The sequence below is a fragment of the Rhodococcus sp. W8901 genome (assembly GCF_013348805.1).
In the GTDB taxonomy this organism is placed as follows: domain Bacteria; phylum Actinomycetota; class Actinomycetes; order Mycobacteriales; family Mycobacteriaceae; genus Prescottella.
On sequence record NZ_CP054690.1, the window covers coordinates 4,803,276 to 4,821,047 of the forward strand.

The 17,772-nt window shown below is 69.3% G+C and carries 22 protein-coding genes; 10 read left to right on the top strand and 12 right to left on the bottom strand.

Features of this window, described 5'->3' with window-relative positions:
* The first annotated feature begins 342 nt into the window (after positions 1-342).
* Both HUN07_RS22530 and HUN07_RS22535 read left to right on the top strand, forming a co-directional pair.
* Positions 343-1,017: a hypothetical protein gene (locus HUN07_RS22530; protein ID WP_114721632.1), complete on the top strand. Its 675-nt coding sequence runs from the start codon at positions 343-345 to the stop codon at positions 1,015-1,017.
* A 27-nt stretch (positions 1,018-1,044) separates the two neighbouring features.
* A complete protein-coding gene (locus HUN07_RS22535; RefSeq protein ID WP_174912965.1) occupies positions 1,045-1,824 on the top strand; it encodes a site-2 protease family protein in 780 nt (259 codons plus the stop codon).
* Positions 1,825-1,887: 63 nt separating this feature from the next.
* Here the strand turns inward: HUN07_RS22535 and HUN07_RS22540 are convergent, their stop codons facing one another.
* Positions 1,888-2,193 carry a chorismate mutase gene (locus HUN07_RS22540; protein ID WP_114721628.1) on the bottom strand — a complete coding sequence of 102 codons (306 nt, stop codon included), beginning with the start codon at positions 2,191-2,193 and terminating at the stop codon, positions 1,888-1,890.
* Positions 2,194-2,265: 72 nt separating this feature from the next.
* Positions 2,266-3,180, bottom strand: coding sequence for an aminotransferase class IV (locus tag HUN07_RS22545; protein ID WP_174912968.1), 915 nt, complete (start codon positions 3,178-3,180; stop codon positions 2,266-2,268).
* Positions 3,181-3,291: 111 nt separating this feature from the next.
* On the opposite strand from HUN07_RS22545, the gene HUN07_RS22550 reads away from it, so the two are divergent.
* Positions 3,292-4,254 carry a DUF389 domain-containing protein gene (locus HUN07_RS22550; RefSeq protein ID WP_114721822.1) on the top strand — a complete coding sequence of 321 codons (963 nt, stop codon included), beginning with the start codon at positions 3,292-3,294 and terminating at the stop codon, positions 4,252-4,254.
* A 16-nt stretch (positions 4,255-4,270) separates the two neighbouring features.
* Here the strand turns inward: HUN07_RS22550 and HUN07_RS22555 are convergent, their stop codons facing one another.
* Positions 4,271-5,227: a helix-turn-helix transcriptional regulator gene (locus HUN07_RS22555; protein WP_174912970.1), complete on the bottom strand. Its 957-nt coding sequence runs from the start codon at positions 5,225-5,227 to the stop codon at positions 4,271-4,273.
* 62 nt (positions 5,228-5,289) lie between these two features.
* Here HUN07_RS22555 and HUN07_RS22560 point away from each other — a divergent pair, with 62 nt between their 5' ends.
* Together HUN07_RS22560 and HUN07_RS22565 are read left to right on the top strand one after the other, a co-directional pair.
* Positions 5,290-5,754 (top strand): pyridoxamine 5'-phosphate oxidase family protein, encoded by a 465-nt coding sequence (locus HUN07_RS22560; protein WP_114721774.1) that lies wholly within the window; start codon positions 5,290-5,292, stop codon positions 5,752-5,754.
* Positions 5,751-6,674 carry an SDR family oxidoreductase gene (locus tag HUN07_RS22565; RefSeq protein WP_174912973.1) on the top strand — a complete coding sequence of 308 codons (924 nt, stop codon included), beginning with the start codon at positions 5,751-5,753 and terminating at the stop codon, positions 6,672-6,674. The genes HUN07_RS22560 and HUN07_RS22565 overlap by 4 nt, the downstream gene beginning before the upstream one ends.
* An 18-nt stretch (positions 6,675-6,692) precedes the next feature.
* Here HUN07_RS22565 and HUN07_RS22570 read toward each other — a convergent pair whose 3' ends face one another.
* The 3 genes from HUN07_RS22570 to HUN07_RS22580 are packed head-to-tail and all read right to left on the bottom strand — an operon-like array spanning position 6,693 to position 9,228.
* Positions 6,693-7,619: a cation diffusion facilitator family transporter gene (locus tag HUN07_RS22570; RefSeq protein ID WP_174912976.1), complete on the bottom strand. Its 927-nt coding sequence runs from the start codon at positions 7,617-7,619 to the stop codon at positions 6,693-6,695.
* A gap of 60 nt (positions 7,620-7,679) precedes the next feature.
* Entirely contained in the window at positions 7,680-8,825 is a 1,146-nt protein-coding gene (locus tag HUN07_RS22575; protein ID WP_397484674.1) for an FUSC family protein, read from the bottom strand.
* The gene (locus tag HUN07_RS22580) at positions 8,812-9,228 is read right to left on the bottom strand and encodes a DUF3151 domain-containing protein (RefSeq protein WP_114721620.1); all 417 of its coding nucleotides are present in this window, start codon (positions 9,226-9,228) and stop codon (positions 8,812-8,814) included. The genes HUN07_RS22575 and HUN07_RS22580 overlap by 14 nt, the downstream gene beginning before the upstream one ends.
* Positions 9,229-9,320: 92 nt before the next feature.
* On the opposite strand from HUN07_RS22580, the gene HUN07_RS22585 reads away from it, so the two are divergent.
* A complete protein-coding gene (locus tag HUN07_RS22585) occupies positions 9,321-9,845 on the top strand; it encodes an Rv0361 family membrane protein (protein WP_114721618.1) in 525 nt (174 codons plus the stop codon).
* 96 nt (positions 9,846-9,941) lie between these two features.
* Here the strand turns inward: HUN07_RS22585 and fbaA are convergent, their stop codons facing one another.
* Positions 9,942-10,979 carry a class II fructose-bisphosphate aldolase gene (fbaA, locus tag HUN07_RS22590; RefSeq protein WP_114721616.1) on the bottom strand — a complete coding sequence of 346 codons (1,038 nt, stop codon included), beginning with the start codon at positions 10,977-10,979 and terminating at the stop codon, positions 9,942-9,944.
* Between the two features lie 183 nt (positions 10,980-11,162).
* Between fbaA and HUN07_RS22595 the strand changes: the two genes are divergently transcribed.
* Positions 11,163-11,894 (top strand): VTT domain-containing protein, encoded by a 732-nt coding sequence (locus HUN07_RS22595; protein ID WP_429516178.1) that lies wholly within the window; start codon positions 11,163-11,165, stop codon positions 11,892-11,894.
* A gap of 2 nt (positions 11,895-11,896) precedes the next feature.
* Positions 11,897-12,559 carry a DedA family protein gene (locus tag HUN07_RS22600; RefSeq protein WP_114721614.1) on the top strand — a complete coding sequence of 221 codons (663 nt, stop codon included), beginning with the start codon at positions 11,897-11,899 and terminating at the stop codon, positions 12,557-12,559.
* A gap of 7 nt (positions 12,560-12,566) precedes the next feature.
* Here the strand turns inward: HUN07_RS22600 and HUN07_RS22605 are convergent, their stop codons facing one another.
* The 4 genes from HUN07_RS22605 to HUN07_RS22620 are packed head-to-tail and all read right to left on the bottom strand — an operon-like array spanning position 12,567 to position 15,892.
* Positions 12,567-13,688, bottom strand: a complete 1,122-nt coding sequence (locus HUN07_RS22605) for a glycoside hydrolase family 76 protein (RefSeq protein WP_174912981.1) — start codon at positions 13,686-13,688, stop codon at positions 12,567-12,569.
* 34 nt (positions 13,689-13,722) lie between these two features.
* Complete coding sequence (locus HUN07_RS22610; RefSeq protein WP_174912984.1) at positions 13,723-14,421, bottom strand: TrmH family RNA methyltransferase; 699 nt, start codon at positions 14,419-14,421, stop codon at positions 13,723-13,725.
* The gene (locus tag HUN07_RS22615) at positions 14,418-15,065 is read right to left on the bottom strand and encodes a DUF6636 domain-containing protein (protein WP_174912987.1); all 648 of its coding nucleotides are present in this window, start codon (positions 15,063-15,065) and stop codon (positions 14,418-14,420) included. The genes HUN07_RS22610 and HUN07_RS22615 overlap by 4 nt, the downstream gene beginning before the upstream one ends.
* Positions 15,066-15,097: 32 nt before the next feature.
* The gene (locus tag HUN07_RS22620; RefSeq protein WP_174912990.1) at positions 15,098-15,892 is read right to left on the bottom strand and encodes an SDR family oxidoreductase; all 795 of its coding nucleotides are present in this window, start codon (positions 15,890-15,892) and stop codon (positions 15,098-15,100) included.
* Between the two features lie 99 nt (positions 15,893-15,991).
* Between HUN07_RS22620 and HUN07_RS22625 the strand changes: the two genes are divergently transcribed.
* Positions 15,992-16,438 (top strand): hypothetical protein, encoded by a 447-nt coding sequence (locus HUN07_RS22625; protein WP_174912993.1) that lies wholly within the window; start codon positions 15,992-15,994, stop codon positions 16,436-16,438.
* Here the strand turns inward: HUN07_RS22625 and HUN07_RS22630 are convergent.
* On the bottom strand, positions 16,435-17,172 hold the full coding sequence (locus HUN07_RS22630; RefSeq protein WP_174912996.1) for a lysoplasmalogenase family protein: 738 nt from the start codon (positions 17,170-17,172) through the stop codon (positions 16,435-16,437). The two genes, HUN07_RS22625 and HUN07_RS22630, sit on opposite strands and share 4 nt — an antisense overlap.
* A gap of 151 nt (positions 17,173-17,323) precedes the next feature.
* On the opposite strand from HUN07_RS22630, the gene HUN07_RS22635 reads away from it, so the two are divergent.
* On the top strand, positions 17,324-17,770 hold the full coding sequence (locus HUN07_RS22635; protein ID WP_114721604.1) for a MarR family winged helix-turn-helix transcriptional regulator: 447 nt from the start codon (positions 17,324-17,326) through the stop codon (positions 17,768-17,770).
* The last annotated feature ends 2 nt before the right edge of the window (positions 17,771-17,772 follow it).

The following is a 17,772-nucleotide window of genomic DNA, read 5'->3' on the forward strand; positions in this document are numbered from 1 at the left end:
GGTCGACGTGCAGACGTATCCGACTGCATGGTCCTGCCGTGGTGTAGGCAGTGGCCGGACGCACAGTCTAGCCGAGACCGACCGTCGTCCAGCCCACTAGCCCTCCGAACCCGCCCAAAACGGGCAGCGAAGCGGCCCGACCGTTTGCGACGCCCGCCCGCGTTCGGGTAGACATCGAAATGCCTTTGCGCGCGACGGATGCTCCGTCGCCGCTGCCGTGGCGTGGCGACGAACGTGAGAAGACGGGCGGTTCGTGGCTCCAGGTTCGAACTGCTCACCCACACGCCCATCCTCCGAATCGCCGGATCCGAACCGCAGCGTCGGGGACAAGCAAGGAGTGTCATGACCCCGGTAGTGCTCAAGTGCGGCGACGGGCCGCTACCGCTGGCGCTGCGGTCGCTCGACGTGTTCAACGCGCCCGCCCTCCCCGAGAAGGACGACTTCGACGAGGCGTTCGCCAAGCTCGAGACGGTCGAGAAGCCCCGACTGGTCATCGTCGGCGACGACGGCGCGTTCGCGGCCGCGCTGACCCGGCTGATGCGCACCGAGCGCCTGCACATCGAACTCGCCTACGTTCCGGAGGAGCGGACCGACGCCACCCACGCGTACGGACTGCGGACCGGATCCAAGGCGGCCTCGATCGCCGTCTCCGGTGTGGCGCGGCCGCTGCCCCTGATCCGCGACGACGCCGGCATCGCCCTCGTCGGTGAGGCCCGCATCTACGGATCCGAGCATGCGGGCGAGTTGATCGGCGAGGCGTACGTCGACGACACCCGGCTGTTCTCCGGCACCGTCCCCGGAATGCGCATCGTTCCGATTCCCGAACTGCCCGGCGTGCGCGCGACGGTCGACAAGCGACGCTGGTTCGGCGGGCACCGCTGGCTCACCGGACGCGCCGTCCAACTCGGATCGCCGGCGGCGGTACTGACCCGCGACGGTGTCCGCACCCCGCGGGCGGTCAAACGCTCGACCTTCTACCGCCACCACGAGGACTGGCTTCTCGTCTACGGCGCCTGAACCACGCTCGCCTGGATACTGGGAGGCATGTATCCCGACTCGCGTACCCGCTCCTCCGCGGTCCGGCCGAGCCCCGTGTTCCTCGGCATCGTGGCGGTCGCCGTGCTGGGTGGTGTCCTCGCGTGGCGGTCCACGGACTACGCGACGTCGGGCCGGATCGGCGTGTTCCTGCTGGTCGTCGCGGGCTGGGTGGTCACGCTGTGCCTGCACGAGTTCGCCCATGCGTTCGTCGCGTGGCGACACGGCGACCACGACGTCGTCATGCGCGGCTACCTCACCCTCGATCCACGCAAGTACACCCAGCCGCTGCTGTCGATCGGCCTGCCGGTGCTGTTCCTTGCGATCGGCGGTATCGGACTGCCCGGCGGCGCGGTGTACCTGAGGACCGGGTCGATGCCGCCCCGCGTACAGACGCGGATCTCCCTGGCCGGGCCCGCGGTGAACGCGGCGGCCGCGGTCGTGCTGCTGGTGGTGATCCGGCTGTTCGGACTGGACGGGCACAACCAGATGTTCTGGAGTGGGCTGAGCTTCCTGGCGTTCCTACAGGTGATGGCCACCGTGCTGAACCTGCTGCCGGTGCCGGGGCTCGACGGATACGGCGCCCTCGAACCGCATCTACGGTCACGCACGCGCGAATCGCTCGACAAGATCAAACCGTACGGGCTGCTCCTGCTGATCGCGCTGCTGTTCGTCCCGCAGATCAATTCCGCGTTCTTCGACGCGATCTACTGGCTGTTCGGACTGTCGGGCATCCCCGACTACTACGCCGCCTTCGGCAGCTACCTGATGCAGTTCTGGCGGAGCTGACCCGCACAGTTCATCGCACGTGACCGCGCCGACCCCGGTCGGTTCCTGACCGGGGTCAGCCGGTCACATGGCATGACCCAGACGCCCCCGCCCGAGCCGCAGCAGCAGCAACGCAAGCGTGTGCCCCTCCGGCCCCAGGTCGTCGAAACGCGACAGCACACTCATTTCTCGGGTGTGCACCAAACGAGTACCGCCGCCGAGCATTCGCACCTCACCGATCAGACGGGAGATCTCGGTGCGCCGCTGGATCGCCGCGAGGATCTGTGAATCCAGACGGTCGATCTCGCCCCGGAGTTGCTCGATGTCGACGTCCGGTCGGCGGTCCGCCTCCCGGTTCGTCGACATGTTCGTCACCTGTGCGCTGGTCATGCCAACAACGCTAGGTACGCGGTCGCGCGGACACGTAGGTAGTTCACTACCCGATCTCGCCGGCGCCGGCCGTCAGGCGAGGACGGTGACCCAACCGTGCAGGGCGTCCGAACGCAGCGCCGCCGTGTGCCGCTTCCGCAGCGCCTCGCAGATCGGGCCCGTCGTGCCGTCGCCGACGATGCGGCCGTCCACCTCGGTCACCGGAGCCACACCGGCCGAGGTGCCGGTGGCGAAGACCTCGTCCGCGATGTACAGCTCGGTGAGATCGACCGTGCGCTCCACGACTGGGATGCCGTCCTCCGCGGCAAGTGTGAGCAGCGTGCGCCGGTTGATGCCGTCGAGGATGTCGCACGAGACGTCGGGCGTGATCAGGGTCCCGCCGCGGACCAGGAAGATGTTCGCGGCGCTGAGCTCACACACGTGCCCGGCGCCGTCGAGGAAGATCGCGTCGTCGTAGCCGGCATCGATCGCGTCCTGCTTGGCCAGCACCGAGTTCACGTACGCGCCGTTGACCTTGGCACGCGAGGGGATCGCGAAGTCGGGGATACGCCGCCACGTGCTGGTCTTCAGTCGCATGCCGTCCTGCGGGACGATCGGGACCGCGTCGTACACGAACATCGACACGACGGTCCGGCAACCACGCACCCGGGTGCCGGGAATCGACTCGTCGACGTGCACGGTGGCCCGCACGAAGACGTCCGAGCCGGGCGCGTTGGCGTCGACGAGTTCGGTTGCGGCCGAGACGAAACGGTCGAAACTCCACTCGTCGGCGAACCGGTCGATGCCGATGATCTTGCAGGACTCGACGAGACGTCGGTAGTGCTCGGCCAGGCGGAAGGCCGAGCGGACACCACCGTCGGCGTGCACCGGGAAGACGGTGTAGACACTCAGGCCGTACAGGACGGCGGACGTGGCGACTCCCAGAGTGGCCTCGGACGCGGGAACGAGTCGGTCGCCGTAGTACACGTGCGGATGCGGGATAGCCATGGCCGGGAATGCTATCGACGCCGCGCCCCGGCGGAAAGCGAATTCGGGCCCGCCCGGCCGCCGCGGCATCCCACCGTCACCGCGCCCGGCCCGGCCCGGCACACTGTGCGCATGCTCCATCTGCGGATCCTCTCGCCCACCGATCTCACGGACGACGCGGTCCGCATCCTGGAGGACGAACCGGCCGTCAGCGGGCTCGCCGTCCTCCGTGGCGCGGCGGTGCGCCCGACCGGCGACCTCGTCCACGCCGACATCGCCCGCGAGGTCGCGAACGACGTGATCGAGAAGCTCCGCGCCACCGACCTGCACCACCGCGGCAGCATCGAGATCGAGCCGGTGACGACCTGGCTGTCCCGGAGCGGACTCGACGCCGAGCTCAGCAGCCCGGGCAGCAGCGCCGACGCCGTGGTGTGGGCGGAGGTCGCGCAGCGGTCCTACGAGGACGTCGAACTGAACTGGACGTACCTGAGCTTCATGACGATGGCGACGCTGCTGGCGGGGATCGCGATCATCACCGACTCGCAGATCCTCGTCATCGGTGCGATGGTCCTCGGCCCCGAGTTCGGCGCGATCGCCGCGCTCGGTGTCGCCCTGGTCAAGCGCCGCTTCGTGCTGCTCGCGACCGCCGTGCGGACCCTTCTGGTCGGATTCGCCGTCGCGATCGGGGTGACCGCGCTGGCCGCCGTGGGCGGACGGATGCTCGGCTGGATGACGATCGACGACGTCACCGGACCCCGCCCGGACACCGCGTTCATCTATTCGCCCGACAAGTGGTCGTTCATCGTTGCCGTCATCGCGGCGGCCGCGGGGGTGCTGTCGATCACCTCGGCGAAGCTCGGCGGGCTGTCCGGTGTGTTCATCTCGGTGACAACGGTTCCCGCGGCCGGCAACATCGGCCTCGCACTGGCCTTCGGCGCCTGGCACGAGGTCTGGGGCAGCACCCAGCAGCTGCTGCTGAACCTGTCCGGGATGGCGCTGGCCGGGTGGGCGACACTGGCGATCCAGCAGGCCGTGTGGTCTCGGGTGTCGGTGCGCCGAGCCCGCGCGCTGGACCGGCGGCGCCGCATGCTGTGACGGCCGGCAGCGCGGATCACCGATTGCGGCGCGCCACCTCCTCGGCGACCGCCCGCAACCCGGCGCGCAACGAAGCGGGCTCCAGCACCTCGATGCCGCCGCCGAGCGCGGTGAGCTGATCGAGCGCCACCTCCTCGGCCTCGAGCATCAGATCGACAGTCACCCAGCCCTGCTCGTCCGCCTCGGACGGTTCGACACGCGCCGCCTCCTCCCCCACGACGTCCGGCAGCCGTCGCCACGCGTACGGCGACAGCCGCAGCCGGCACGGGTACCGCAGCAACGCCCGGTCGAACTCCGCCATCGACGCCGCCCACCACGCGGCCAGGTCGAAGTCGTCCGGGCGCGCGGCCTGCGCATCCAGCACCTGCGCGCCGTCGATCCGCGAGACCCGGTACGACAACGTCCGATCCCGGTGCCGCGCCACGAGGTACCAGACACCCGCCTTCGCGACCAGGCCGAGAGGATCGAGGGTGCGGGTGGCCTCGCCACCCCGACGCCGGTACCGGATGCGGAGCCGTCGCCCCTCGAACACCGCGGCCGCCACCGCCGGCAGGTGCTCCCCCGACGGCGTCGACTCGAACCAGCCCGGCGCGTCCACGTGCAGGCGCTCGCGCCACAGCAGGGCGCCGGCCCGGAGCGGAAGCGGCAGCGCCCCCAGCAGTTTCGACTCCGCGCGGGCCGCGACGTCGGCGAGCCCGAGGTCCTGCGCGACGTCCGGGATACCGAGCAGCATGAGCGCGGAGGTCTCCGCGCCCGTCATGCCGCTGAGCTTGGACTGCCAGCCGTCGAGCAGACGGATCCCACCGCCGGGCCCGCTCTCGGTCCACACCGGAACCCCGGCGGCCTGTAGCGCCGCGACGTCGCGATAGACCGTCCGCACCGAGACGCCGAGTTGCTCGGCCAGCCGGGCGGCAGTGGTGCCGGGGCCACCCTGCAAGCGCAGCATCAGATTGAGCAGTCGGGAGGAGCGCACCCGGAAAGTCTACGAATAATCACTGACACAAGATGTCAGTGATCGGCGCGCACACTGACGGCATGACAACCTGGCAGGAGTTCTCCGAGCAGGCCCCGGCGCTGGCCGAGGCAGTCCGTGCGCGACTGACCGCGCACAAGCACCACGTGATCGCGACGCTGCGCGCCGACGGCTCACCGCGCGTGAGCGGCACCGAGGTCGAGATCTTCCGGGGGCTGCTCGTGCTCGGCTCGATGCCCGGCGCCCGCAAGGTCCGGGACCTGCAACGGGATCCGCGGTACTCGTTGCACTCGAATCCGGGCCACCACTCGATGGAGGGCGGCGACGCCAAGATCTCCGGTCGCGCCCGCGAACTGACCGGCACCGAGAAGCAGGCGATCCTCGACTCCTATCCCGAGAACCCCGGCGACGACGCACAGATCTTCGAACTGAGCGTCGACGAGGTGGTGCTGACCACGGTGTCGGAGGATCGCCTGCACGTCGACCTGTGGCGGCCCGGCGCCGACGTCACCAGGACCAGCCGGTGACCGCGCCGGACCTGACCGGGCGGGTCGCCCTCGTCGCCGGTGCGACACGGGGTGCCGGCCGGGCCATCGCGGTCGAATTGGCGCGGGCCGGAGCCACCGTCTACGCGACCGGCCGCAGCAGCCGGGTGGCCGGGCCGTCGGAGATCGAGCGACCCGAGACCATCGAGGAGACCGGCGAACTCATCGCTGCCGCCGGCGGCGGCGGTGTGGCGCTGCGCGTCGACCATCTCGAACCCGACCAGGTGCGCGCACTGATCGACCGGATCGACTCCGAACACGGCCGCCTCGACATCCTGGTCAACGACATCTTCGGCGGCGACCGTTACGCCCAGTTCGGCACCACACTGTGGGAGCATGACCTCGACGGCGGCCTGCGCATGCTGCGTATGGGCATCGACACCCATGTGATCACCAGCCACTTCGCGCTGCCCCTGCTGATCCGCCGGCCGGGCGGGCTGGTCGTCGAGATGACCGACGGCACCGCCGACTACAACGTCGCCTACCGGCACCAGGTCGGGTTCTACTACGACCTGGTCAAGGCGGCGGTGCAGCGGATGACGACCGCGCAGGCGTACGAGCTCGCCCCGCACGGTGGCGCCGCCGTCGCGGTGACCCCCGGCTGGCTGCGGTCGGAGATGATGCTGGAGGTGTTCGGCGTCACCGAGGACAACTGGCGCGACGCCCTCGATCGAGTACCGCACTTCGCGATCTCGGAGTCCCCGACATTCGTCGGCCGGGCGGTCGCGGCGCTGGCGGCGGCGCCGGATGCAGGCGGATACAGCGGCCAGGTCGTCTCGAGCGGCCAACTGGCCGCGCGATACGGCTTCACCGACGTGGACGGCTCCCGCCCCGACTGCTGGCGGTACATCGTCGAGGTGCAGGACCGGGACCTGCCCGCGAACACGGAGGGCTATCGGTGACCGCTCCGCGTCACCGCGTCACCAAGTGAGGTCCTCCTGGCAGCGCGAGCCCTCGGCCCCGGACTCCACCTGAACGGTGGCGTGGCTCAGGCCGTGCGTGTCCAGCACGGTCTTGGCCGACGCCAGCACCCGCTGCGAGTCCGAATCGGTGGTCAGATGCACCGTCGCGACGTCCATGCCGGTGGTCAGGGTCCACACGTGCAGGTCGTGGACGTCCGACACCCCGGGCACCGCACACAGATCCGCCCGGACTGCGTCGACGTCGATATTGGCGGGCGATGCCTGCGTGAGGATCCGCAGCGCCGAACCGGCGAGCTTGAGTGCGCGCGGCACCACCCACAGGGAGATCAGCACACCGACGACGACGTCGGCGTAGGTCCAGTCGAACAACACCAGCGCGGCGCCGGCGATCAGGACGCCGACGCTGCCGACCGCGTCGGCGAGCACCTCGAGGTACGCGCCGCGGACGGCGATGGAGTCCTTCGCGTCGCCGCGCAGCATCAGCATCACCACGACGTTGGCGGCCAGGCCCGCGGCCGCGGTGACCATCAGCGGGACGCCGGGGATCTCGGGGACGTCACCGATCCGGCCGATGGCCTCGTACATCACGAACGCGGCCACGCCCAGCAGCAGCACGGCGTTGGCCATCGCCGTGAGAACCTCGGCACGGTGCCAGCCGAACGTGCGGGCCGCGGCCTTGGACCCCTGCTTCGCGAGCAACAGCGCCACGAGCCCCATCGACATGCCGACGACGTCGGTGAGCATGTGCCCGGCGTCGGCGAGCAGCGCCAGGGATCCGATCGCGAGGCCGACGACCACCTCGAGGATCAGGAACGCGATCAGAATCCCGAGCGCGATCACCATCTTGCGGATCCGTGTATGCGACGGACCGGCGGCGCCGACGCCCGAAGTGTTGCCGTGGCTGTGCCCGTGACCGGCTCCCATGATCACCCTCCTCGTAAGTCCGGCCCATCATATGCATACATTCGCATATATGAAAAGGAGTCAGAGTTCGGGCTTGTAGGCGGGGTTGGGAACCGTCGGCGGCAGCGTCGCGATCGCCGAGATCCGCTCGAGTCCCGCGACCTGCAGAAGATCCACGATGAGCGACCGGATCTGCGCGAACACCACGGTCGCGGAGATGCCGGCCCTCTCGACGAGCTCGGGCTTCATGCCCGACGCGACGGTCCGCAGCACCCGGGCCGCCTCCGCCTGATCCGGTTGCTCCCCCGGTTCGGCGAGAATCATCCGGCGCAGCACGTCGAGGGCGTGCGAGAGCTTCTCGATCTCGTCGACGAGACGTGGGTCGAGGATCTCGTCGTCGCGCACCAGCGAGAGCGACCGGCGCGAGAGCACCCGAATGTTGCGCATCGCGTTGTCGATCGGATCGGCTGTCGCCGTGAGCCGGGCCAGGCGGGCGCGACTGCCCCAGTACAGCGGTGAGATCCGGCTGATCTCCTTGCCACCCGACAGATTGCTGCGCAGCGAATCGATCGCCGACTGCGTCGCGCGGGCCTTGCGCAGGGCCTTCTCGATCGGCTTGGGATCGTTCTCGATGAGCCCGTCGGCGACCAGTTGCAGCACCTCGGCCGCGGTCGCGAGGATGCCGGCGGCGTCCCGCCGGGCCCGGCGCACGGGATGCGTGGGCACGATCGCGACCACCGCGATACCCACCAGTCCGCCGACCAGGGCGTCGACCATCCGGTCGACGCCGGCGGCGTCGCCCGGCGGCAGCAGCGTCGCGACCAGCACGGCGGACGTGCCTGCCTGCATCGAGAAGATGGGCCCGCTGCCGATCAGCACCGCCGTGGACATCGCCAAGGCGACGACGAGCGTGATCTGCCACGCTCCGGTGCCGATCAGCGAGATCAGCAGGTCGCCGACACCGATGCCGACCGTCACACCGCAGACCAACTCCACCGATCGGCGCAGGCGTGCACCGAGCGACAGGCCCAGCGAGACCACCGCCGCGATCGGCGCGAAGAACGGTCGGGTGTGTCCGACGATCTCGGTGGCGAACCACCACGCGAGGCCCGCCGCCAGGGCGCATTGCAGCACCGGCAGCGCCGACGCGCGCAGGCGACGGACCGACGCCTGCGCGCGCTCCTTACCCGCTGCCGGGCGGGGAACGAAGCGGCTAGCCGAGACCAAGTGCTTCTGCGGCCCGCGGATCGCAGTCCTCGAGCAGGTCCAGGCAGCGTGCGTACTCGTCGTTCTCACCGATTGCCTGGGCGGCCTTCGCCAGGACCGCGACGCAGCGCAGGAAGCCGCGGTTGGGCTCGTGGCTGAACGGGACCGGACCGAAGCCCTTCCACCCGTTGCGGCGCAACTGGTCGAGCCCGCGGTGGTAGCCGGTGCGCGCGTACGCGTACGCGGTGATGGTCTGCCCCTGCTCGAGAGCCGCCTCCGCCAGGTACGCCCACGCGATCGACGCGGTGGGGTGCGCCGCGGCGACCTTCGCCGGGTCCTCGTGGTTGAGCAGGTCCGACTCCGCGTCCTCGTCACCGGGGAGCAGGGTGGGCTGCGGGCCGAGAAGATCACCGAAAGACGTCATGGCGTCCAGGTTACGTCCACCGTGCCCGGCGTCGTACGCGGGCCGATAGGCTGCCCACCAGTCGATCCCACTCCCGGACCGAGAGGCGTCCCGTGCCCGACCCGAACGACAACCAGTCTCGCGCCACACCGGCCGGCGCCGGCCCGCAGCGCATCGATCCGGTCGCCCCGGCCACGAAGCCCGGTGGGCGGCGCGGCTGGATCATCGCGTCGACTGTCGCAGTCGTCGGCGTGCTCGCCGCTCTCGGGGTCACCGGCTTCGTCATCGCCCGCGGCGGCGCGCACGGGGCCGACGAGTCCAAGGTCCGCGACGCCGTCGACACGTTCGTCGGCGCCCTCGGGTCCGGCGACCTGGCGACCCTGCAGTCGTCGACCTGCGGCACGCTCGCCGACTTCTACCGCGACATCCCGCCCACCGAGTTCGCGAGCGTGCACCGCGACGCCGTCGCGCAGGGGAACGTCCCGGTCGTCACGGGCATCGACACGGTCCAGATCACCGGCGACTCCGCCATCGCGCAGGTCACCGCACACACGCAGGCCAACCCGACGGACGCCTCGCCGCGCACGTTCGACCTCGAACGCGTCGACGGCACCTGGAAGGTCTGCGACCCCGACTGAGGCACCCGCGCCCCGTCGGGCCCCCGCAACGCATTCTGCGCACCTGCCACTCGGTGGCAGGTGCGCAGAATGCGATGGTGAGGAAGAAGCCTCGGACTAGCCGGCGGAGACGGAACGTCCCGCGGACTTGAGGTCGTTGCAGGCCTCGATGACGCGGGCGGTCATGCCGGCCTCGGCCTTCTTGAGGTAGCTGCGCGGGTCGTAGACCTTCTTGTTGCCGACCTCGCCGTCGATCTTCAGGACGCCGTCGTAGTTGGCGAACATGTGGCCGGCGATGGGGCGCGAGAACGCGTACTGGGTGTCGGTGTCGACGTTCATCTTCACGACGCCGTAGCGCAGCGAGTCCTCGATCTCCGACTTCAGCGAGCCCGAGCCGCCGTGGAAGACGAAGTCGAACGGCTTGGAGCCGTCCGCGAGGCCCAGCTTCGCGACGGCCGCGGCCTGGCCCTCGGCCAGCACCTCCGGCTTGAGGACGACGTTGCCCGGCTTGTAGACACCGTGCACGTTGCCGAACGTCGCGGCCAGCAGGTACTTGCCGTTCTCGCCGACACCGAGGGCGTCGACAGTCTTCTCGAAGTCCTCGCGCGACGTGTACAGCTTGTCGTTGATCTCGGCCTCGACGCCGTCCTCTTCACCGCCGACGACGCCGATCTCGACCTCGAGGATGATGTTCGCGGCCTTCGACAGCTTCAGCAGATCCTGGGCGATCTCCAGGTTCTCGTCGATGTGGATGGCCGAGCCGTCCCACATGTGCGACTGGAACAGCGGGTTCTGGCCCTTGTTGACGCGCTCCTGCGAGATCGCGAGCAGCGGACGGACGAAGGTGTCCAGCTTGTCCTTGGGGCAGTGGTCGGTGTGCAGCGCGATCGTCACGTCGTACTTGGCGGCGATGACGTGCGCGAACTCGGCGAGCGCGACCGCACCGGTCACCATGTCCTTGACGCCGAGGCCCGAACCGAACTCCGCGCCACCGGTCGAGAACTGGATGATGCCGTCACTGCCGGCGTCCGCGAAGCCCTTGATGGCCGCGTTGATGGTCTCGGACGAGGTGCAGTTGATGGCGGGGAAGGCGAAGGAGTGCTCCTTGGCCCGACCGAGCATCTCGGCGTAGACCTCGGGAGTTGCGATAGGCACGGCGGCTGTCCTCCATGTGACGGTTCGGGGGCGCGGCCGACTGTGACGGCGCGCCGGTGGTCTATGCAGTATGGCAACCCTGGCGCGTAAGCGCCTCCCCTGGTGTCGGCTCGGTGTCGGCTCGCCGGGCACGGTCGACTCAGCGCGCTCTCAGCGGCCGCCGGTAGTCTTGTGCGCGTGAATGTGCTGGCAGCCTCGGAGTCCGTGACCACGAATCTGGCATTGCTGCCGGGATTCCTCGATCCCGTCAACCTGTTGAACTCGTTCGGCACCTGGATGCTGGTCGGCCTCCTGCTGGTCGTCTTCATCGAGTCCGGCCTGCTGTTCCCGCTGCTGCCGGGCGATTCGCTGCTCTTCACCGCGGGCCTCATCGCGGCGTCGAAGTCCGCCGAGGTCGAGCCGTTCGCCCCGCTGTGGGTGCTGATGGTGACCATTCCCATCGCCGCCATCCTCGGCGACCAGGTGGGGTACTTCATCGGCACGAAGGGCGGCGCGGCCCTCTTCAAGTCCGACGACGCGAAGTTCTTCAAGAAGAGCTACATCGACGAGTCCCACGCGTTCTTCGAGAAGCACGGCCCGATCACGATCTTCCTGGCCCGCTTCGTGCCGATCGTGCGCACGTTCGCACCGCTGGTCGCCGGCGCCTCGAAGATGAAGTACTCGACGTTCATCACGTACAACATCGTCGGCGGCATCGTGTGGGGCGCGGGCGTCACCCTCCTCGGCTTCTGGCTCGGACAGTTCCAGTTCATCGCCGACAACATCGACTACATCTTCATCGGAATCGTCCTCGTGTCGGTCATCCCGATCATCGTCGAGATCGGCAAGCGCTTCTTCTCGTCCCGTAAGTCCCGGCCCGCCGAGACCGCCACCGAGCCCGATCGGGTCAGCGCTCCCCAAGACCCGACCGTTTGACGATGATCACTGCGGCCGGATCATTCGGACCGCTCGAATCCGCCGGTCCCGCACTGGTGTGGATCGTCGTACTCACCTTCGTCTTCCTCGAATGCGCTCTCCTCGTCGGGCTGTTCCTGCCCGGCGACTCCATGCTGGTCACCGCCGGCATCGTGCTGGCCACGCACGGGTCCGGCGCCCAGCACACGTGGGCGCTGTCCGTCGGTGCGATGGGTGCCGCGATCGCCGGCAACCAGGTGGGCTACGCGATCGGCAAACGCAGCGGCCATCACCTCGTGGCCCGGCGCAACGGCAAGTACGTCAACGCGAAGAACCTGCACAAGGTCAACGTCCTGCTGGACCGGCACGGGTTCTGGGCGGTGCTGGTGGCGCGCTGGATCCCGTGGGTCCGCACGCTGTGTCCGATGGTCGCCGGCGCGGCGAACATGGACCATCGCCGCTACACCACGGCCAGCAGCATCGGCGCGGTCATCTGGGCGCCGGTGCTGCTGCTCCTCGGCTACTACTTCGGTTCCGTGCTCGAGCGCGTGCCGTGGCTGATGCCGGTCGTGCTCGGCACCATGGTGGCCCTGCTGGTGATCGCCACCGGGCTGGGCGTGTGGGGGTACCGACGCGAGATGTCCAAGCCCGCCGAGGACGTGCTCGTCGACGAGGTGCACGACTGACCGGCCGTCACCGCCGTTTCGGATATCCCGCCGCCGAGACCAGATAGGCCGACTCCATCAGCAGCCACCCGCTGAGCTGCACCGAGAAATCCCGTTCCGCGATGTCGGACGAGTGCACCGATCCAGCGGAGACGGTCGCGATTCCCGCTCCCAGCCCCGGCAGCAACGCGGGCTGGCTCCAGTCCTTGCCGAACAGGGGCAGCTCCTCGACCTGCAGTCGGTTCTCCCACGCGGCCTCGGCCGAACCGAGCACCAGCTGCGCCGCGATGCGCCGCGCCCGCAGGTCCTCCGGGGCGTCCCCCGGCAGCATGAGCGCGACCAGTGCCAGATACCGGGCGAGGAGCCCGTTGAACAATCCGCCGTCGCCGCCGCCCCCGCCGCGGATGACACCACCCTTGGTGAGCCGCTCGTCGATGGCGTCGACCAACCGATGCACCCGCAGCCGATGACGTGGCGAGCCCATGCGGACCGCGAGCTCCGTCTCGAGGCTGAGCACCGTCCCCTGGCAGTACGAGTAGATGTTGCGCTCGATCGTCCCGTCGCTGCGGATTCCGTCGAAGATCAGACCCGTCTCCGGATCCCGGAGCGTGTCGTCGATCCAATCGGCCATCGCCTGCGCCCGCCACAACCGACCGCTCCGGGCGAGCATCAACCCGGCCGGGCCGTTCGCGGGAGTGTTGAAGAAATCCGAGTGCTTGCGCCACGGGATACCGCCGCCCTCGTCGGGCGACCAGGCGTCGAACAGCTGCGATTCGAGCGTTGCCAGGGCCTTGCGATTGTCGATCAGCTGCATCCGCTGGGCACGCTCGAGTGCGAGCCCGAGCCACGCCATGTCGTCGTAGTAGCTGTTGGTCCACCCGGAGAAGTTCCGGATGCGGTGACCGCGAATGAGTCTCGTCAACCGGCGCCGACGTCGCGTGGTGGGATTTCGTTCGGCGGCGTCGACGGTGCAGTTGATGAGGTGTGCCTGCCACCAGTAGTGCCAGTGCACGAACACTCGTTCCCGCCGCACCGCGGGCCACGCGACAACTGCGAGTGCAGTACCCGGTATCCCCCAGACGCGGCGAATGTGCCGAGTGATCACCGCGTTCTCCGCGGCGTCCGCACGAGCGGACCATTCGCGCTGCATGCCTACCGATCTTGCCCGGACGTGGACACTTCCGCTACCAGGCGCGGCCGAGATTCGCGTGCTGACGTATCCAGGTGTGCATCGCGATGCCCGCCGCGACGCCCGCGTTGATGCTGCGGGTGGACCCGAACTGCGCGATCGACACCGTCATCGACGCCACCGCGTGCCCCTGTTCGGTGACGCCGGGGCCCTCCTGCCCGAACAACAGCAGGCAGTCGCGTGGCAGCTCCACCGTCTCGATCGGGACCGAGCCGGGAGTGTTGTCGACCGCGACGACCGTCAGCCCGTTGTCCCTTGCGAACACGGCGAGTTCGTCCAGGTCGGCATGGTGCACCAGGTGCTGATAGCGGTCGGTGACCATGGCGCCGCGCCGGTTCCAGCGTCGTCGGCCGACGATGTGCACGGCCGCCGCCGCGAACGCGTTCGCGGTCCGCACGACGGTGCCGATGTTGGCGTCGTGCGCGAAGTTCTCGATCGCGACGTGCAGCGGATGCCGCCGGACGTCGATGTCGGCGACGATGGCCTCCCGCGTCCAGTAGCGGTAGGCATCGACGACATTGCGGCGGTCCCCCTCGGCCAGCAGTTGCGGGTCGTACCGCGGATCGTCGGGCAGCGGCGCCCCGTGCTCCTCGAGCCACGGGCCGACGCCGTACGGATGCTCACCCCATTCGGTGGGGCCGGGTGCGTCGGCCTCGTCGGTGACGGCGGTCGGTTTCGTGTCGTCAGTGCTCAAAACGTCTCGTTCGAATCGGGGGCGACGGTGAAGCCGTGGCCGGTCTCGTCATTGGTGCATGTCACCGAGGTCGCCGTGGTCGTGCACGTGAAGCCGAGCTGGGCTAGTTCGACGCCGGGCGCCAGCACCGGATCGGCGCCCGCCCCGGACGTGTAGACCCGTCCGCCCGAGCACATGAACCCGCCACGACCGACGTTCTCGACGCGGATCCCGTTGCCCCAGCTGACGATGCAGTCGTCGGGCCGGGGCGGGATCGGGCTCGTCGGCCCCTCGCAGCCCGCCTCGGTGCGGCTCGGCAGCCTCACGATGCCGCAGCTGAAAGTGCCGTCGGGCGAGGTGAAGAAATACGACTCGTTGCGCTGGAACTGCACGTCGGTGAGCGTCGTGGTGGCCGCCGCGGACGTCGTGGTGCTCTCCGTCGTCGTGGTGACCGGCACCGTCGTCGTGGTGGGCGCAGGGGCGGTCGTCGTCGTGGTCGGCGCCACGGCGGTGCTGGTCGCCTCGGCCTGCGCCGGGGTGTCCGGCGATCCGCCGCACCCGCTCAGAGTCAGAACCGCGGCCACGGCGGCGCAGGCCCCCACACCCAGCAGCGATACCCGACGCACAGTGCACTCCTGACGAATTCCCGACCGATCGACCGACATCGAACTCTAGTCGCCGCCCCGGGCGACTGTTCTCAACTGCGGGTGAGCAGCCGGTTCGTCATCCGGGTGAGCCACTGCGGGGAGAACTGCGCGGCCGCCGACATCACCTTCGCCTGCCGGCCGACGGGATAATGCACCTTGGGCAGCAGGCGACGGCGGCCCCGTGTCGCGTCGAAGATCGCGTCGGCGACCTCCTCCGCGTTGAGTCGGACACCGAGCGATCGGGTACTGCCGATGGACATTCCGCGCACCATCCCCGTCCCGACGAACAACGGCCACATGTCGATCACCCGGATGTCGTGGGCGCGCCATTCCAGGTCGAGCGCTTCGGTGAGACCGCGTACCGCGAACTTGGTGGCACTGTAGGTCGCCAGTTCGGGCTGACCGTAGATGGCCGACGCCGAACACAGGTTCACCACCTGGGCGCCCGGCGTCTCCTTCAGGTACTCGAACGCCGCGAGCGTCCCGTTCACGGTGCCGCCGACGTTGATGTCGATCATCCGACGGTGCGCCTCGGTGGGAATGTCCTGGAAGCGCCCCGACGACAGCACTCCGGCGTTGTTGACGAGGATGTCGAGCCGCCTGTCGTCGGACGTGAACTCGGCCAGACGGTCCTTCCACTCGTCCGGAGCGGTGACGTCGAGGACACCGGTCCGCGCTCGTCCACCACGGCCGGCGATCTCCGCGCGGAGCGACTCGAGACCGTCCTCGTCGATGTCGTAGGCGCCGACGACATAACCGGAGTCGGCGAACTTCAGGGCCGTCGCGCGGCCGATGCCAGCGGCCGCGCCGGTGATGAACACGGTGCGTCGTGATGTGGGAGGCATGCCGACAGGCTAGGCGCCGGATGGATAGGCTGGAGGCGATCGGAGAGAGTGACGTTCGCGCGGTCGACTTCCGGCGTCGGCCCCCGGACGAAGAAGGCCATGAACCACCCACGCATTGTTCGCACCGTCTGCTTCATCAGCGTCAGCTACGTTATCGTCCTGTCGATCTGGCTGGGATGGCTGATCGATCACACCGCTCCCGGGACCATCCCGTACCAGGTCGGCGGGCTCCTCGCGGCCTACGGCTCGGCGCTGGGGCTGGGCATGATGTGGGCCGACCGCCCCACGCGTTCCGAGCGCAGACTCGCCCGGCACGGCCTCGAGGGCTGGGCGAAGATCAAGCATGCCCAGCCCATCCGGCGCACCGCCGACAACGGCGAACTCACCGAGCTGGATCTGGCGCTGACGGTGCCCGGATCGGAGTCGTACACCGGCAAGGTCCTCTACGAGGTGCTCCCGGAGAACCGGGACCGGTTCGTCGCGGGCGAGACCATCTCGATCCGCGTCGATCCGCGCAACCGTGACCGCATCCTGATCTGCCCCTAGCGGTTCCGCGCCGTGGCGCGACGCCCGAGCTCGATCATCCCCTCGACGAGCAACAGCTGGGCCGCGGCATACGACGCGAGGATGGCGCCTTCCGCGACGGCACGCGGCTTCTCGCCGCGCAGGAACAGCTTCCGCACCACGATCAGGCCGTCGGAGCCGGTGAACAGCAGCCCACCGAGGCCGAGCCAGCTGCGTCGATCGCGACGGTTCGGCACCGGCAGCCCCGCGACGTCGGAGGCGCCCGGCGCGAGAGCCGGATCGGCGGCGAGCGTCGCGGTGGTGCCGAGCAGGAATCCGTAGCCGGTGAGCGTCTTCGCCACCGTCGGTGCCTTGGCGTGCAGCAGTCCCGATGCCCCCGCCCACGCCCCGAGCCGCGGCAGGGCGGTGGCGCGGTGAGGCCTGGCGCCGCGGCGGAGCAGCAGCGACGAGTAGCTGGTCTGCATGACGCCGAACGACGTCGCACCGCGACGCAGGCGGGCGTCGACGTCGGGGTCGATCATGAACACGTCGCCGACGGTGGCCGCGGCCAGTCCGGCGACGAGCAGGACGGTGTCGGCGGTGTCCAGGTCGTCGCGCCGACGCAGCACCCGCGTCGCGAGGGCCGGTGCCATGAGCGGCTTGGCGACCTGCTGGACGCGTTCGCTCCCGGTCACCGCGCCGTACACCGTGGCCGCGGTGGCGCCCACGAACACCGCATGCTCGATTCCCCACTTCTTGATGCTCGCGAACGCCATACCCACTCCCTCGTGTCCGGATTCGGGCTCGACCGTACCGCCGCACCGCCGGCTTCTGCGGACATGTCGCAGCGCGGGTCGCCGGGGATTCGCGCGAGCACCCCGAATCGAGAGGGTTTACATAGATAGTTAGCTTATGTAATCTTTTGGAGTGAGTTCGCCAGATCCCCAGCTTCGCGACCTACTCGTCGATCTCGTCAGCAATGCGCACCGCTTCACCCGCCTCGCGTCGGCCCTCGCGACCGACGACCACCCGCGTCCGTGGATGCGGGCACTGTCACTGCTCGAGGAACAGGGCGCGGTGCGGGTCAGCACGTTCGCGCGCCTGGACCGCTGCTCCCAACCGTCCGCCACGGCACTGCTCAAACGGCTCGGCGAGGAGGGACTGGTCTCACGGGAGCCCGACCCCGACGACTGCCGCGCCGTGTTGGTCGGCATCACCGACGACGGCCGACGCTGGCTCACCGAGGCCCGCCGGGCCGTCGCCGCCGACCTGGCCCCGCACTTCGCGCACCTCGAGCCGGTGCAGTTGCAGCGACTGGCCGAGGGTCTCGGCGAACTCAGGGCGATCATCCGGACCGCCGCCACCGACAACTGACA